Genomic DNA, 15,321 nt, shown 5'->3' on the forward strand with positions numbered 1-15,321 from the left:
TTCAGGCCGTCATCACAATGGCGTCGACCTCAATCTCCGTCCAAGCCCGGTCCGGTAAGCTCGCCACGCCAAGCGCGCTGCGTGCCGGCAGCGGCTGACCGGGGAATGCTGCGCGCATAACCGCCGAGGCCGCATCGAGCACTGCCGCATGTCGTGTAAAGTCCGGTGCCGCGCGGATGAAGCCACGCAAGCGAACGATCTGGACCACGCGCGCCAACTCGCCATCGCAAGCCAGCCGCAGTATGGCCAGTGCATTCAGCACCGATACTTCGGCGGCATGGCGGGCGAGTTCCAGATCATCGTCGCTCCGGCATTGGCCGGCCATGGCCACGCCAGTCCGCCGGCATACCTGACCGGCAATCGACACCCATTGCGATGTGCCGACCTGGATCGCGCAATACGGCGCATAGCTGCCACGTGGACTTGACACTTCGGGCAACGTGAATCCGGCTGCGGCAAGCCGCGCCTCGGGGGAGCTGTCCGTCACGCATCGCTCCAAGTCACACTGCCGCTGAGCCAGCATCCGTCAGGCTCGCCCGAATCCGTATGGCACGGCGCCACGAGAATTTCCGAGGGGCTGCCCATAGCATCGCCTTGCCAGACCGCGATGGAAGACACCTTTCCATCAGGGCCAGCCAGTTCACCCGCCTGGTTCAGAAAGCCCCATAAGGCAGCCGCCGCTATGCCGGTGGCGGCATCCTCGGGATAGCCGGACGACTTTGGAAATTGCCGCGCATGGATCACGGGTCGGCCGTCCGCTTTCGATACGCCAAATGCATAGGGATAGAGCCCGGTCGAGCCGATCGATGCGCAGAGCGACTCCATCGTCGAGAAGTCCGGTTGCAAGCTGTCGAGCACCGCCACGGAAGGCAAGGCGATGAGCGTCTTGACGCGACTCGTCGCGGCATTGGTGGCCGCATACGTACCGGCCGGAAGACCAAGTTGCGCCGCCACTCGGCCCGATGCCCCGGCGTCCAGCGCCTGGGTACGCACCGCCGGCTGCGAGATCCAAACGGATTGCAGCGCATCGTCCCAGTACGCCAGCACGATGCCACTCAGCGTCTCGATGCGCACCGCCGGGGTCGTCCAGCGGCCCCATTGGCGCAACGCCCACAGCGTGCCCACGGTGGCGTGGCCGCACATCTCCATCTCGTGCTGCGGAACGAAGAATCGGAAACGCCAGTCGCAACCGATATCACTCGGCAATACAAAGGCGGACTCGTGCCCATATGCGCCAGCAACCCTTCGCATTTCCGCCGCGCTCATGCCACGGGCATCGGAGACCAGCGGCACCGGATTGCCGCCTCGCCCATCGCGTACAAAGACCCGGATTAGACTGACATTACTCACCTGTAGCTCCCACGGAACTGGCAATCTTGCCCCAGTACGGGATGTCTGCTTGAACCGCGGCCTGCAGTGCGGCGGGTGTACCGAGGCGCGCCGCCACACCTTTGCTCGATAGATCGGCCACGACCGCATTGTCAGAGAGCACCTTGTTCAGTGCTGCATTGAAGCGATCGACAATCGCAGCGGGCGTTCCCTTCGGAAAGGCGATGCCGTACCACAGTTGCTGCTGGAAGCCTGGCACGCCTTGGCTGGCGAACGTCGGTACATCGGGCAGCAGCGGTGTCGGAGCGGTCACGGCAATGGCGGCAATCTTGTGTGCCTTGATGTATGGCGCCAGTCCCACCGGATTGTCGAACATGATTTGCACCTGTCCACCAATCAGATCAGTGTACGCCGGCGCCGCACCGCGATACGGGACGTGAACCATCGGCACGGCGACGAGCTTCTGAAACTGCTCGCCCATCAGGTGCGACACGGTGCCGACACCAACCGAACCGAAGCTGTGCTGCGCCTTGTCGGCCTTCAGTCTGCTGACAAGCGCCTTGGCATCCGCCACCTGCAAGGTGTTGTTGACGGCCAGCACATAAGGCGACGTGCCAATGAATCCGGCATAGGCGAAGTCCTTTGCCGGGTTGTACGGCAGCTTTGGATACAGGGCGACGCTTACCGCGTGCGTGCTCGTCGTGACCACCCCGGCCGTATAGCCATCGGCCGCAGCCCGCGCGACATAGGCAGACCCAAGCGTGCCGCCTGCGCCGCTGCGATTGTCGATCACGACGGGGCGGCCGAGCTCACGCTGCAACAGCGGCTGGATGGAGCGAACCACCAGATCGGTACCGCCGCCAGCCGGAAATGGCACGACTACGGTGATCGGCTTTGATGGCCAGGTTTCCGCATACGCGGCGACGCAACTTGCTGCGGCCGCGGCCGCCAGCACGGCGCAGCGGGCCTTGCGCGTTGAAATGGACAGGATGGACATGAGCACTCCGCTTGTTGGAATGCATGGAGTCTACGAACGTGTCGGGCGGGCTACGAACCGGAATGCGACTTTCAGCCATCCGAAATGCGCATGCGCCGGGGGCTTGGAATGACGACCGGCGGTTGCCGGCCAGTAGCGTTCAATCGGCGCACGATCGGGAAAATCGAGGCCGGCAAGGAAGGACTCGTCGGAGAGATCGGCTACATTGGCGTAATTGCATCGGGGACGAGTGCCATCACCAGATTTGAGTCCACCATGAGTACTGCCGCGCCTCAAGCCCACGCCTTCTATCGCGAAGTCGCAAATTCGGGCGTGGTCTGGTCTATCCGCGACGACGACGGTTTTCCGGCGCCCTTCGATTACGACGGAAGGCGCGGGGTCGGAAAGCGCCGGTCGCCCCCTCCCCTCAACTTACGTCCCTCAGAATGAGGCAGAGTTAGCCGCATGCATGACCGATACACGCGCTCATGTCGGTTTGATCATGTCACGCGCGTATGCGAGCCCCGTGCCATACCCACCACCATGCTCAACCACGATCGAGCGAGCCTTCTCATATGTGTCATGACGCGTCCAGTCTCTCTGAAATTCGAGAAGGAGTTGGAGCCAGGAAGTCATGACTGCGCCAGCGGAAGCCATCCGTCGCAACGCAAGGTCATGGCTTGTTGGTGTCAGTCCACCGCAAGCATCGGCAACCACGTAGACTTGATATCCCTCGGACAGCGCTGAAAGAACCGGGAAGCTCACGCAGGCCTCCGTCAGCATGCCCGCGATGATCAGCGTACGCTTTCCGGTAGCCGTAATCGCGTCGCGGACCGCATCGTCTTCCCAAAGGTTCATGTTGCGGCGTTCAATCGGCGTGACGTTTGGCAGCACTTCCCGAAAAGCCGGCATCAATGGGCCGCTGTAGACCTTCGAGGCCGAAGTGGAGACCACAACCGGCAAGTCAAAGGCGACCGCCGTCTTCGCGACCGCAAGGCCATTACTGCGCAGAATCTGGGGGTCTTGAGAACCCGCGGCGAACGCAAGGCCCGCCTGTTCATCAACGAGGATCAATGCACAATCCGCGGGTTCGAGCAACGGTAGTTTGGACATGGGAGTTCTCCTGTTCATTTGAGGCCGCGATCTTGCTTCAAGCCGCGGTCTGAGTCAGTCGGGATTGAAGTAGGCAGTTGGCCCCGTTTCTGAAATGACTGGACGTCCTATGGAACGTCCAGCCCGCGAATGCAGAATTACCGCTCGATCACCTGTGCATGGACCGGAGCCAGCGACTCGTGCTTCGTGGCGGTGCGCTGCTCGGCCTTGTGGACCATGGTGTAGGCGTAGTCCACGCCCATGCCGTAGGCACCCGAGTGTTCCTTGGCCACCTTCATTACCGCGTCGTACGTGTCGCGGTTCTTCCAGTCGCGCTGCCATTCAAGCAGCACCTGCTGCCAGGTCACCGGCACCACGCCGGCCTGCACCATGCGCTGCATCGCGTAGTCGTGCGCTTCCTTGGTGGTGCCGCCCGAGGCGTCGGCCACCATGTAGATCTCGTAGTTGCCTTCGAGCATCGCGCAGAGCGCGAACGTGGTGTTGCAGACCTCGGTCCACAGGCCGGCGACAATCACCTTCTTGCGGCCGTTGGCGGCCAGCGCGTCGCGCACCTTCTGGTCATCCCACGAGTTCATCGAGGTGCGTTCGAGCGTCTGCTTACCCGGGAACACGTCGAGTAGTTCGGGGTAGGTATAGCCCGAGAACGAGTCAGACTCGACCGTGGTAATGGTGGTCGGGATGTCGAAGATCTTGGCCGCCTTGGCCAGGCCGACCACGTTGTTCTTCATGGTCTGGCGGTCCATCGACTGCACGCCAAAGGCCATCTGGGGCTGATGATCGATGAAGATAATCTGGCTGTTGTGCGGGGTCAGGACTTCCAGTTTGGCGTTCGACATAATGTTCTCCGGTATATGTTGATTCAATGATTTTGAGCTTCTGGCTGCCGGCGCTGCTTTCGGTCTGTTGCGTTGTTGCGTCGTCCATGTGCAGAACTATAGCGGCGATAGCTTTGCTAAAAGTGATCGATTCGCTGACATGTTATTCAAATATTTTGAATATTTGAGATTCACCAAACGGTCACTCCGGAGGTGCAGCGAGGGATGCGACTCGGGAAGTGCCAACCGGGCACGGGTCGACCTATGGCTCTTCCCGGCCCAGTCGCCAAGGGCAACTCTCGGGTAGGCCGCGCTCCCTTTACTATGCTAGTCACCATCGACCGGCACGGGAGCGAGCTTGGATAACCCGGATCTTCTCGATAGCGACCAAATGACCGCGCACGTCGTCGCTACCCAAGCGAGCCCGTGCGACGAACTCGTCATCCGCACGCAGCCCACCGCGGTCGACCGCCCGTGCCGGCGCAAGCGTCTGGCACTCGCCGCAACGATCCTCGGCTCAAGCATGGCGTTCATCGACGGCTCCGCCGTCAATGTCGCGCTACCCGCCATTCAGAGCGAACTCGGCACGAGCGTCGCTGCAATGCAGTGGATCGTTAACGCCTACCTGCTCTTTCTCGGGTCCCTCGTGCTGGTGGGCGGATCGATGGGCGACAAGCTCGGCCGCCGCACGGTGTTCATCGCGGGCATCGGGGTCTTCACGCTGGCGTCGGCCGCTTGCGGGTTCGCGCCGGACGCGAATTCGCTGATCGCCGCGCGCGCAGTGCAGGGCATTGGCGCAGCACTGTTCGTACCCAGTAGTCTCGCGATCATCGGCGCCGTGTACGAAGGAGAAGCGCGCGGACGGGCAATCGGCACCTGGGCGGCCGTCGGGGCGATCACGTCCGCGGTGGCGCCGGTGGCGGGCGGCTGGCTCGTCGACGTGTTGTCCTGGCGCGCGATATTCTTCCTCAACGTCCCGCTTGCAGCGGTGACGATCGCGCTCGCGATTTCGTCGGTGCCGAACAGCCACAAGCTCGATGCGCCTCAACGGTTGGACTGGCCCGGCGCGCTTAGCGTCGCAGCGGGGCTCGCTGCCCTCACTTACGGTCTGACCGAGGCGTCTGCGCGCGGTTTCGCGGATCCGCTTGTACTGTGCACGATCGGCGCCGGCGCGTTCGTGCTGGTCGCATTCGTGATGATCGAAGCGAACAGCCGTCACCCCATGATGCCGCTCGACGTGTTCCGCTCACGCGATTTCACCGGCGCCAACCTCGTCACACTGCTGCTCTACTTCGGCCTGAGCGGCGCACTGTTCTTCCTGCCGTTCACGCTGATCCGCGCACATGCCTACACCGCAACCGAAGCGGGCGCGGCGCTGCTGCCGGTGCCGGTCATCATCGGCTTGTTGTCGCGCTTCACCGGCGGCCTGACGAGCCGCTTCGGTTCGCGGATCCTGTTGAGCGCTGGCCCGAGTGTCGCCGGAATCGGGTTCGTGATGCTGGCGTTGCCGTTCGTGCGCGGCAGCTATTGGGCCGGATTTTTCCCTGCGCTCAGCGTGCTCGGGCTTGGCATGACGATCACCGTCGCGCCGCTCACGACGATTGTGATGGACTCGGTGCCGGCTGACCACGCGGGCGTTGCGTCCGGCATCAACAATGCGGTTGCACGTGTGGCGAGCCTGCTGGCGATTGCGGTGCTGGGCATCGTGTTCGTGTGGTCGCACCAAGCGGCGCTGTCGGCGCGGCTCGATGAACTGGACGTTCCCAGGGACGCACGCCGGACCGGGCAGTTGCTGGAGCCGGGCGCGCAAGCAGGGGCGGCAGAGGGCGATGCCCATTTGCCGACTCAGACACCCGTGGCGCCGGCAGAAGCCGAAGCTATCACCGACGCGCTGCGCGCCGTTGCGCTGGTGTCCGCTGTGTGCGCGTTCGCCGGAGCGGGTCTCGCGGTGGCGACCATCCAACCCCGCAGGTGATATGCCTCGTGTCTCCGGACGCGTCCGTTGCCTGTCGGCGCCCTCCCCGCGGAGAAGGCAGATGGGTCAAGAAACCGGGGAATGTCGTGCCGCTGGCGCCATTTCTGGCGTCGCAGCCGGATGCCAGTCCAGGCGCAGGAGCAGCCGGTCGCCGCTTACAGCGGCCCGGGCAGCGTCTTCAGGCCGATCCAGAGCACCACGATGACAACATTGACAGGTACGCAGAGCGCGCCGGGCACGTAGAAGAGCGCGGACAGCGCAGGCGCGGACAGCACAAGTTCCACCACGCTACCCAGCCCATAGCAGCAGACACCGCACCAGAGCCAGCGCCGCATGTACGTTAGCAGCCAATGCGCGCGCGCCTTGTTGAAATGCCAGGCGAGGGCTCGTTCAGCGCGGTTGCCCTGGCTGGCGTCCCGGTACAGCCAACCGAAGAAAAAGTAGCGGTACAGCAGGGCGCGAAAGGTCTGCTCTTGCATGATCACTCCTTTGGCCGCTGCCAGCCTGTGGAGTGTAAAAGTCATTCAAGCCCACAGCGCAGGCCGGATGCCAGCGGCGCAGGCCAATTTCCGTTCTGTTCAATGTCATTGGTAGAAACGCCCGGCACGGAAGTCAAGCGTGACGGGAATCGCTGCCGGCACAGGACGGCCACGTGGTGGCACTGCTGCGCCGCAGCGCAAATGGGCAAGCGCACTGGAACCCGGCCAGCCATTTGGCCTGACTCGGCAGACGACGCGGTTGCGCCGACTCTCTTGCCTGTGATCACGGCAGCAAGACTGCGATGACTCGGATGGAGGGCCCCCTGGGGCATAAGCTGCCCGCGCCGAACGGGATTTTCCCCTATTTGGAGTAATGGGCTGGTCGTGCTACGCTCCTCAGCGAGCGATACCCGTCCCGACGTCGTGCCCCGGTGGGGCCGCGCATCTGCAGGGCAATCCGCAGGGCGTTTCGGGCTCATTCTCATCGCTTATCCAAATTTATCTGCATTCGAACCTGAGCGGCATTTCTCCGCTCGTGGAGCCGTGCGCGCGGGAAACCGGCACGGATGACGTCGCGTCGTGACCGGCGACGCAACTTCATTTGTGGTTGGTCATCCTCTTGCGCGTGCGCCTCAGGGACGTACCGGACGGGGCATCTCCGTGATCGATCGCGATCCGGGCGCCCCGGGGATACGTGCGCCCAAATGACGCCGCGGGTCTCGAATGCGATCGCCCCCACCCCTGGCAGCAGGGATGGGCGGAAGAAGAAATGACGATGAGACCACGATGACTTACACCACCAATATCGGACGTCGGCAGTTCCTCAAGATACTTGGCTTTGGATCTGTTGCCGTCTCGGCCTCGGCCCTGGGCCTGGGTACAGCCTGGGCGCAGGCGCCTGCCGGCGTGCGCCCCTACAAGCTGCTGCGTGCGAAAGAGACGCGCAACAACTGCACCTATTGCTCGGTCGGGTGCGGCCTGCTGATGTACTCGCTGGGTGACGGCGCCAAAAACGCGAAGCCCCGCATCTTCCACATCGAGGGGGATCCCGATCACCCGGTCAGCCGTGGTTCGCTCTGCCCCAAGGGCGCGGGGCTGCTGGACATCGTCCATTCGAAAAACCGGCTGCAGTATCCGGAATACCGCGCGCCGGGATCAAAGGAGTGGGTGCGCATCAGTTGGGACGATGCGACCAGGCGCATCGCCCGCCTGCTGAAAGACGACCGCGACAAGAACTTCATCGCGCGCAACGAGAAGGGCCAGCTGGTGAACCGCTGGCTGAGTTCGGGCATGCTCGCCTCGTCGGCGGCTTCCAACGAAACCGGGGTTCTCGACTTCAAGTTTGCCCGCTCGCTGGGGATGCTCGCGCTGGACTGCCAGGCACGCCTGTGCCACGGGCCAACGGTTTCGGCACTGGCGCCGTCCTTCGGCCGCGGCGCGATGACGAACCACTGGGTGGACATCAAGAACGCCAATGTCGTCATCGTCATGGGCGGCAACCCGGCCGAGGCGCATCCGGTCGGCTTCAAATGGGTGATCGAGGCCAAGATCAGGAACAAGGCCAAGGTCATCGTCATCGATCCGCGCTTCAACCGCACCGCCTCAGTTGCCGATATCTTCTCGCCGATCCGGGCGGGGTCGGACACGGCCTTCCTGATGGGCATGGTCAACTGGCTTCTGCAGCACGACAAGATCCAGCACGACTATGTGCGCGCCTACACCAATGCATCGCTGATCGTGCGCGAGGATTTCGGCTTCGACGAAGGGCTGTTCTCGGGCTTCGATCCGCAGAAGCTCGTCTACGACAAATCCTCCTGGAACTATGAGCTCGACGCGGCGGGGAACGCGAAACGCGATCCCTCGATGCGCCATCCGCGCTGCGTGCTGAGCCTGCTGAAGCAGCACGTGTCACGCTACACGCCCGAGAAGGTCGAGGAGATCACCGGCGTCAAGCGGGCCGACTTCCTGCAGATCGCCGAAATCGTCGGCTCGTGCTCGGCGAAGGACAAGACACTGACCTGGCTTTACGCGCTCGGCTGGACGCACCACACCGGCGGCGCGCAGATCATCCGCGGCGCGGCCATGATCCAGTTGCTGCTGGGCAATGTCGGCATGTCCGGCGGCGGCGTGAATGCGCTGCGCGGGCATTCCAACATCCAGGGCTATACCGACCTTGGCCTGCTGTCGGTGCGGCTGCCTGGCTACATGGACCTGCCCACCGACAGGCAGCAGACCCTGAAGCAATACCTGGCCGATGCCACGCCCAAGGCTGTGCTGCCCGATCAGGTGAACTACTGGAAGAACCTGCCCAAGTTCTTCGTCTCATTGCAGAAGAACCTGTTCGGCAAGCACGCCACTGCGGAAAACAACTGGGCCTTTGACCTGCTGCCAAAGTGGGACCGCAGCTACGACATGCTGGCCTATTTCGACCTGATGTACCAGGGCAAGGTCAATGGCTATCTCGTCCAGGGGTTCAACCCGCTGGCGGCGATGCCCGACAAGAACAAGACCTCGGCCGCGCTGTCGAAACTTAAGTTCCTCGTGGTCATCGACCCGCTGGTGACCGAGACCTCCAACTTCTGGCGCAACGAAGGCAAGTTCAACGACGTCAAGACCGAAGAGATCATGACTGAAGTCTTCCGGCTGCCGTCGAGCTGCTTTGCCGAGGAAGACGGGACGGTCGTGAACTCCGGCCGTTGGCTGCAATGGCACTACGCCGGCCAGCAGCCGCCGGGCGAGGCGCGGCACGATCCGGCCATCCTCGGCGGCATCATGATGGAACTGCGGCGGCTCTACGAGAAGGAAGGCGGCGCCTGCCCGGCACAGGTGTTGCACATGACCTGGGACGAGGCAACCTATCACGATCCCCACAGCCCCCATCCCGAGGAAATGGCCAAGGAAGCCAACGGCTATGCGTTGGCAGACGTGTTCGACGAGACCGGGAAGAAGATCCTGCGCAAGGGCCAGTTGCTGGATTCGTTCGCGCAACTGCGCGACGACGGCACGACCTCAAGCTACTGCTGGATCTTCACCGGCTCCTGGACCGAGGCGGGCAACCAGATGGCCCGACGCGACAACACCGACACCGGCCTGGGGAACACGCCGGGCTGGGCCTGGTCCTGGCCTGCCAACCGCCGCATCCTCTACAACCGCGCCTCGATGGATGAGATGGGGAACCCCTGGGATCCCAAGCGCCAGATCCTGCATTGGAACGGCGAGAAATGGGTGGGCGCGGACGTGCCCGACTTTCCGCTCACTGCGGCACCCGGCACGCCCGTCGGACCCTTCATCATGCTGCCCGAAGGCATTGGGCGCCTGTTCTCCGTCGGCGGCATGATCGACGGCCCCTTCCCCGAGCATTACGAGCCGGTTGAAAGCCCGATCGCGAAGAACCCCCTGCACGACAAGGTCACGCACAACCCGACCGCCCGCATCTTCCAGAACGATGCACAGCGAATGGGCAACCGCACCGAGTTCCCCTATGTCGCCACGACCTATTCCATCACGGAACTGTTCCGCCACTGGACCAAGCACTCGCACCTGAACGCCATGCTCCAGCCCGAGCAATTCGTCGAGATCGGCGAAAAGCTGGCCGCGGACAAGGGCATCGCCCATGGCGACACGGTGAAGATCACGACCAAGCGCGGCCATATCACTGCCAAGGCCGTGGTGACCAAGCGCATGCGCACGCTCCAGGTGGCCGGGCAGGCGGTCGATCAGATCGGCATCCCCTGCCATTGGGGCTTCGAGGGGGCGACCCGCAAGGGCTATCTCGCCAATACGCTTGCGCCGGGTGTCGGCGACGCCAATTCGCAAACGCCGGAATTCAAGGCATTCCTTGTAAACATTGAAAAAGTGGCGGGAGCACAAGCATGAACTCGCAGAACATCATCCGTAGCTCGGCCTCGTCGGAGCTGACACCCGCCCCCCGCATCCGCGACCATCAGATGGAAGTGGCCAAGCTGATCGACGTGTCGATCTGCATCGGCTGCAAGGCGTGCCAGGTCGCCTGCAACGAATGGAACGACCTGCGCGGCGACGTGCAGGAGAATGTCGGCGTCTACGACAATCCGCGCGACCTATCGCCCAACACCTGGACCCTGATGCGCTTCACCGAGCATGAGGACCAGGCGGGCAAGCTGGAATGGCTGATCCGCAAGGACGGCTGCATGCATTGCGAGGATCCCGGCTGCCTGAAAGCCTGCCCGGCGCCCGGCGCCATCGTCCAGTACGCCAACGGCATCGTCGACTTCCAGTCCGACCTGTGCATCGGCTGCGGCTATTGCGTCGCCGGCTGCCCCTTCGACGTGCCGCGTATTTCCAAGATGGACAACAAGGCCTACAAGTGCACGCTGTGCTCGGACCGCGTCTCGGTCGGGCAGGAGCCTGCCTGCGTCAAGACCTGCCCGACCGGCGCCATCGCCTTCGGCTCGAAAGCGGAGATGCAATCCCTTGCCGGCGAGCGCGTGGCCGAGTTGAACGAGCGCGGCTATGCCAAGGCCGGCCTGTATGACCCGGCGGGAGTCGGCGGTACCCACGTGATGTACGTGCTGCAACATGCCGACGACCCGAAGCGTTATGCGGGCTTGCCGAAGGACCCGGGGATCAGCTCGGTGGTCGCCGGCTGGAAGGATGGACTGAAACCCGCCGCCGGCTTCGTCGGCGCGGCGGCGGTGGTGGGCATGGCGGCGCATTTCATGGCGGTCGGCCCCAACACCGCCGAAACAGACGATAACGACGCCCCGACTGACGGCGCGGCATAAGCGGAGACCGGAAATGGCGACCAACAACGACAGGATCCTGCGCACGAAATTCGCCGAGCGGCTGTGTCACTGGGCGATCGTGCTCTGCTTCTTCCTCGCGGCGGTTTCGGGAATCTCGTGGTTCTTCCCGACGGTGAGCTGGCTGAGCGGCTTCCTTGGCACGCCGCAGATGGCGCGGCTGCTCCACCCGTTCCTGGGCATCGCGGTTTTCGCGGGGCTTTGCTACATGTTCTGGCGCTTCGTGGGCTACAACATGCCCGCGCGCACCGACGCGATCTGGTTCCGCCGCGCCAGGGAGGTGCTGCTGATCCAGCATGGCGGCGAACCGCTGCAGATCGGCAAGTACAACGCCGGCCAGAAGGTGCTGTTCTGGCTCATCATGGCGTCGATCCTGGCCCTGCTGATCTCTGGGTTGATCATGTGGCGCGCCTATTTCGCCGAGTATTTCCCGATTCCCGTGCTCCGCCTGGCGATCCTGGCCCATTCCGTCGCGGGGATCGGCCTGATCCTGCTGATCGTGGGCCACATCTATCTTGCAATCTGGGTCCGCGGCTCGATCACGGGCATGGTGACGGGCTACGTCTCGCGTGCCTGGGCCAGGCAGCACCATGACCGCTGGTATGGCGAGTTGAAGGCGAAAGAGTTGAATCAGTCGAAAGCGGCGCAAGCGAAGGGCCACGAAGCATGAACCAGCATCAGACCACGCCGGGAACACTGTCATCGGACGAGGCCTCCCGCCATTTCACCCCGCTGATCCAGCCAGACCTTGCCGGTCTTTACAGCCGCCGCGCCGCACGCCTGCGTGCGCTGGCCGACGGGCACGACCTTGCCGATTACCTGCTCCTGGCCGCCCGCGTGGCCGAAGTACAGGCATCGCTTGCGCCCGGGGCCGGTGGGTCCGGCCCGGCAGACGCCAGGGCCATCCCGCAGGAGGGGCATTGGGGTGCCCTGCTTGATCGGATGATTGAGCGGCTCGCGCACGATGTTCCCGCCCCGGTCGCCCCGCATCTTGCGGCGCTGCGCGCCCTCCCTGCCGATGCGCGCCTTGGCGCCGCCCAGGCGCTGACCGAGGGCCGCTTTGATGCGGTTCCGGCGGCAATCGCGCCCTTCCTCTGGGCTGCACTCTCGCTGCAATGTGCCAGCGCCGCGCGGGCCGCGCCCGTGCCCGACAGCGGCCCGGCCGAGCACGCGTCCTGCCCGGTCTGCAGCACTGCCCCCGTGGCAAGCCTGATCCTGATCGGCGATCGCCAGGGCATGCGCTATCTGCATTGCGCGCTCTGCGAGAGCCAGTGGCACATGGTGCGGGCGAAATGCACCAACTGCGGCGACGCCTCGGAGCTCGACTACCTCAGCTTCGACACCCCCGAAGCCACGGTGCGCGCCGAAAGCTGCGGCGTGTGCCACGGTTACCTGAAGGTGATCTCACTGGAACGCGACCCGCAGGCCGAGGCCGTGGCCGATGACCTTGCCTCCCTGGCCCTGGACGATGCGGTGACGGCGGAGGGCTATCAACGCACCGGGTTCAATCCCTTCGCGCTGCCGGTATGAGGGGCTGCCCGACATATCCATTGCTAACCGCCAGATTTTTCGCTTACCCGAACGCCCGCACGCCGGTCATCCATTCATGAAGCACGAATCCGAACAGCGCCCAGCCCGCCAGCCCGACGACCGCCACCATCGCATCGCGCGCAGGTGTCCCGGTCGGGTAGCTGGTTCCCGCTTCCCGGTCCCGCCCGCGCGCTGACACGAAGTCCGCCACCGCCCACGCCAGGAACGCCCCAAACAGCACCACTGCGGCGAGTGTTCCGTTGGCAAGCAGGTGCCCCAGGGCCCAGGCCTGCACGCCTGCCAGCATCGGATGACCAAGCGCAGCCTTGATGCGGTTGCGAGGCACATATGCCGCCGCAATCAGCACAAAGGCCGGGATCGTGAATAATGCGGCAACGTACCGCCCCCACACCGGCGGCGTCCAGACCACCACAGGATGCGCGCTGGCCAGGCCGTAGCCCCAGATAACCAGCGCCAGGCCGGCTATCGAAACCAGGGTGTACAAGCCTTTCCAGCGGCCGGGGCCGAGCCTGGCAATCTGCGCGGTGCGCCATGGGTCAGCAACCATGCGTACCGAGTGCGCACCCAGAAAAATGAGCAATCCCAAAACCAGTACCGTCATGCTGCCACCCCTTTCTTTAGCGCCCGCCGCACGCCTATGCTAGACATATTGCGTTGCAGCGGTCCAGCCTTATTCAGGAGGGTTTCCCATGCTTCAGAACAGTGACGTCGCGGCCAGGATTCCTGCGCAAGACCTCGCAAGGGCGAGATCCTTCTACTCGAGCAAGCTCGGTCTTGAGCCAGTCGAGGAACGGCCGGGCGGACTGCGCTACAAGTGCGGCAACAGCTACTCGTACTTTTCGAGTCGGCTGGCTCGGCCTCTGGAAGTCACACACAAATGGCCTGGGAGGTCGATGACATCCAGGCAACCGTTAGCGAGCTGCGGCACCTGGGAGTCGTGTTCGAAGAATACGATCTTCCCGGCCTCAAGACCATCAATGGGATCGCCGACGTCCAGGGGAACTACCTGTCCAAGGGTGGCATAGGCGAGAAAGGTGCCTGGTTCAGAGACAGCGAGGGCAATCTCCTTGCCATCGGGCAACCGATCAGGTGAGTCCGTCGGCCTGATCGAACTACCCGCGGCTGTACCAAGCTGTCTTGTCTCTTGCCTGCAACCCCGGTGGGAGATAAAAGGACTGTTCGAGGACGAGCTGTCATCACCGAAAGCAGGGGGCAATCCATGTGGATGAATTTGCTTCTGATCTTTGTGCCGATCGCAATCGCCCTGGAATTCCTTGCTTCCGATCACCACCTCCTGATCTTTATCGCTTCCTCCCTGGCCATCCTGCCGCTTGCCGGGCGGATGAGCCATGCCACCGAGCAACTCGCAGAGCGCATGGGCGAGGCGGTCGGGGGGCTGCTAAATGCGACATTCGGCAATGCGGCTGAACTTATCATCGCACTTGTCGCCTTGCGTGCCGGCCTCCATCAGGTGGTGGAAGCCTCCATCGTCGGTTCCATTGTCGGGAATATGCTGCTGGTGTTTGGCGCCGCGATGCTCGCAGGCGGCATTCGCTATCCTGAGCAAAGCTTTAACCCGCGCGGCGCGCGTTCCCAGGCGACCATGCTCATACTGTCGGCGATCGCGCTGATCCTGCCTGCCAGCTTTGAAGCGGTAGAAGGCACGACAGCCGTGCTGTACCGGCTCAGCGCCTGGATTTCCATCGCGCTTCTGGTCGTCTATGCGCTGTACCTGGTGTTCTCGCTGGTCACTCACCCCGCGCTGTTCCGCGGCGCATACGAAGCAAAGGCGGTTGCTCCGGAAGGCGTGGAGGACCAGCCCTCCTCGTCCGTAGCGCGGGCGATAGCGATACTGGCGGCAGCCACCGTAGGGACGGCGTGGATGAGCGAGATCATGGTGGGTGCGCTCGGCCCCATGATGCGCGACTACGCCCTCAGCGACATATTCGTCGGTGCCTTTGTGGTAGCGATCCTCGGAAATGCGGCCGAGCATGCATCGGCCATTACCGCAGCCTTGAGGAATCGCATGGACCTGTCGTTCTCCATTGCGGTTGGCTCGAGTGTCCAGGTGGCGCTGTTTGTCGCGCCGGTGCTGGTACTGACGAGCCATTTTCTCGGTCCGGCCCCGATGGACCTGGCCTTTCGTCCCGCCCTGGTCCTGATGGTGGTCCTGTCCGTGCTGGTCACGGCGCAAATGGCGAGCGACGGGCACGCCGACTGGTTCAAGGGCACGCAGCTCCTAATCGTCTATCTTGCCCTCGCCCTCACCTTCTTCTTCCTGCCGCGCTGAAGACTGCCGCCG

14 protein-coding genes are annotated in these 15,321 nt (G+C 63.5%); 7 read left to right on the forward strand and 7 right to left on the reverse strand.

What is annotated here, in order from left to right; genetic code table 11:
- Position 1: 1 nt before the first annotated feature.
- The 5 genes from KB879_RS12280 to KB879_RS12300 all read right to left on the reverse strand — a co-directional run bounded on the left by KB879_RS12280 (position 2) and on the right by KB879_RS12300 (position 4,254).
- Positions 2 to 487, reverse strand: coding sequence for a RidA family protein (locus KB879_RS12280; RefSeq protein WP_211981520.1), 486 nt, complete (start codon positions 485 to 487; stop codon positions 2 to 4).
- On the reverse strand, positions 484 to 1,350 hold the full coding sequence (locus tag KB879_RS12285) for a PhzF family phenazine biosynthesis protein (protein ID WP_211981522.1): 867 nt from the start codon (positions 1,348 to 1,350) through the stop codon (positions 484 to 486). The genes KB879_RS12280 and KB879_RS12285 overlap by 4 nt, the downstream gene beginning before the upstream one ends.
- On the reverse strand, positions 1,343 to 2,326 hold the full coding sequence (locus tag KB879_RS12290; RefSeq protein ID WP_211981524.1) for a tripartite tricarboxylate transporter substrate binding protein: 984 nt from the start codon (positions 2,324 to 2,326) through the stop codon (positions 1,343 to 1,345). Before KB879_RS12290 ends, KB879_RS12285 begins: the two co-directional genes overlap by 8 nt.
- A 465-nt stretch (positions 2,327 to 2,791) precedes the next feature.
- Positions 2,792 to 3,418 carry a hydrolase gene (locus tag KB879_RS12295; protein ID WP_013953086.1) on the reverse strand — a complete coding sequence of 209 codons (627 nt, stop codon included), beginning with the start codon at positions 3,416 to 3,418 and terminating at the stop codon, positions 2,792 to 2,794.
- A 137-nt stretch (positions 3,419 to 3,555) separates the two neighbouring features.
- Complete coding sequence (locus KB879_RS12300; protein WP_013953087.1) at positions 3,556 to 4,254, reverse strand: hydrolase; 699 nt, start codon at positions 4,252 to 4,254, stop codon at positions 3,556 to 3,558.
- 370 nt (positions 4,255 to 4,624) lie between these two features.
- Here KB879_RS12300 and KB879_RS12305 point away from each other — a divergent pair, with 370 nt between their 5' ends.
- On the forward strand, positions 4,625 to 6,208 hold the full coding sequence (locus KB879_RS12305) for an MFS transporter (protein ID WP_211982189.1): 1,584 nt from the start codon (positions 4,625 to 4,627) through the stop codon (positions 6,206 to 6,208).
- 155 nt (positions 6,209 to 6,363) lie between these two features.
- Here KB879_RS12305 and KB879_RS12310 read toward each other — a convergent pair whose 3' ends face one another.
- On the reverse strand, positions 6,364 to 6,687 hold the full coding sequence (locus tag KB879_RS12310) for a hypothetical protein (RefSeq protein WP_013953089.1): 324 nt from the start codon (positions 6,685 to 6,687) through the stop codon (positions 6,364 to 6,366).
- Positions 6,688 to 7,473: 786 nt separating this feature from the next.
- Between KB879_RS12310 and fdnG the strand changes: the two genes are divergently transcribed.
- From fdnG to fdhE, 4 genes are read left to right on the forward strand one after another with little or no spacing between them, the layout of a single operon-like run.
- Positions 7,474 to 10,563 carry a formate dehydrogenase-N subunit alpha gene (gene fdnG, locus KB879_RS12315; protein ID WP_211981526.1) on the forward strand — a complete coding sequence of 1,030 codons (3,090 nt, stop codon included), beginning with the start codon at positions 7,474 to 7,476 and terminating at the stop codon, positions 10,561 to 10,563.
- Positions 10,560 to 11,450, forward strand: a complete 891-nt coding sequence (gene fdxH, locus KB879_RS12320; RefSeq protein ID WP_211981535.1) for a formate dehydrogenase subunit beta — start codon at positions 10,560 to 10,562, stop codon at positions 11,448 to 11,450. The genes fdnG and fdxH overlap by 4 nt, the downstream gene beginning before the upstream one ends.
- Before the next feature lie 13 nt (positions 11,451 to 11,463).
- Positions 11,464 to 12,138: a formate dehydrogenase subunit gamma gene (locus tag KB879_RS12325; protein WP_153953550.1), complete on the forward strand. Its 675-nt coding sequence runs from the start codon at positions 11,464 to 11,466 to the stop codon at positions 12,136 to 12,138.
- Entirely contained in the window at positions 12,135 to 12,998 is an 864-nt protein-coding gene (fdhE, locus tag KB879_RS12330; RefSeq protein ID WP_211981537.1) for a formate dehydrogenase accessory protein FdhE, read from the forward strand. The genes KB879_RS12325 and fdhE overlap by 4 nt, the downstream gene beginning before the upstream one ends.
- A gap of 43 nt (positions 12,999 to 13,041) precedes the next feature.
- On the opposite strand, the gene KB879_RS12335 is transcribed toward fdhE, so the two are convergent.
- Entirely contained in the window at positions 13,042 to 13,620 is a 579-nt protein-coding gene (locus tag KB879_RS12335) for an NnrU family protein (RefSeq protein WP_211981539.1), read from the reverse strand.
- A 276-nt stretch (positions 13,621 to 13,896) separates the two neighbouring features.
- Here KB879_RS12335 and KB879_RS39345 point away from each other — a divergent pair, with 276 nt between their 5' ends.
- The gene (locus KB879_RS39345) at positions 13,897 to 14,112 is read left to right on the forward strand and encodes a VOC family protein (protein ID WP_249221290.1); all 216 of its coding nucleotides are present in this window, start codon (positions 13,897 to 13,899) and stop codon (positions 14,110 to 14,112) included.
- 126 nt (positions 14,113 to 14,238) lie between these two features.
- Positions 14,239 to 15,309: a calcium/proton exchanger gene (gene cax / locus KB879_RS12345; protein WP_013953096.1), complete on the forward strand. Its 1,071-nt coding sequence runs from the start codon at positions 14,239 to 14,241 to the stop codon at positions 15,307 to 15,309.
- Positions 15,310 to 15,321: the final 12 nt, after the last annotated feature.

Source organism: Cupriavidus sp. KK10, from assembly GCF_018223725.1.
GTDB lineage: Bacteria > Pseudomonadota > Gammaproteobacteria > Burkholderiales > Burkholderiaceae > Cupriavidus > Cupriavidus necator.

Bases quoted from the DNA above. Each gene is read 5' to 3' on its own strand.
- KB879_RS12290 (WP_211981524.1), bottom strand. From the start codon at position 2,326: ATGTCCATCCTGTCCATTTCAACGCGCAAGGCCCGCTGCGCCGTGCTG.
- KB879_RS12295 (WP_013953086.1), bottom strand. From the start codon at position 3,418: ATGTCCAAACTACCGTTGCTCGAACCCGCGGATTGTGCATTGATCCTC.
- KB879_RS12300 (WP_013953087.1), bottom strand. From the start codon at position 4,254: ATGTCGAACGCCAAACTGGAAGTCCTGACCCCGCACAACAGCCAGATT.
- KB879_RS12305 (WP_211982189.1), top strand. From the start codon at position 4,625: ATGACCGCGCACGTCGTCGCTACCCAAGCGAGCCCGTGCGACGAACTC.
- KB879_RS12310 (WP_013953089.1), bottom strand. From the start codon at position 6,687: ATGCAAGAGCAGACCTTTCGCGCCCTGCTGTACCGCTACTTTTTCTTC.
- fdnG (WP_211981526.1), top strand. From the start codon at position 7,474: ATGACTTACACCACCAATATCGGACGTCGGCAGTTCCTCAAGATACTT.
- fdxH (WP_211981535.1), top strand. From the start codon at position 10,560: ATGAACTCGCAGAACATCATCCGTAGCTCGGCCTCGTCGGAGCTGACA.
- KB879_RS12325 (WP_153953550.1), top strand. From the start codon at position 11,464: ATGGCGACCAACAACGACAGGATCCTGCGCACGAAATTCGCCGAGCGG.
- fdhE (WP_211981537.1), top strand. From the start codon at position 12,135: ATGAACCAGCATCAGACCACGCCGGGAACACTGTCATCGGACGAGGCC.
- KB879_RS12335 (WP_211981539.1), bottom strand. From the start codon at position 13,620: ATGACGGTACTGGTTTTGGGATTGCTCATTTTTCTGGGTGCGCACTCG.
- KB879_RS39345 (WP_249221290.1), top strand. From the start codon at position 13,897: ATGGCCTGGGAGGTCGATGACATCCAGGCAACCGTTAGCGAGCTGCGG.
- cax (WP_013953096.1), top strand. From the start codon at position 14,239: ATGTGGATGAATTTGCTTCTGATCTTTGTGCCGATCGCAATCGCCCTG.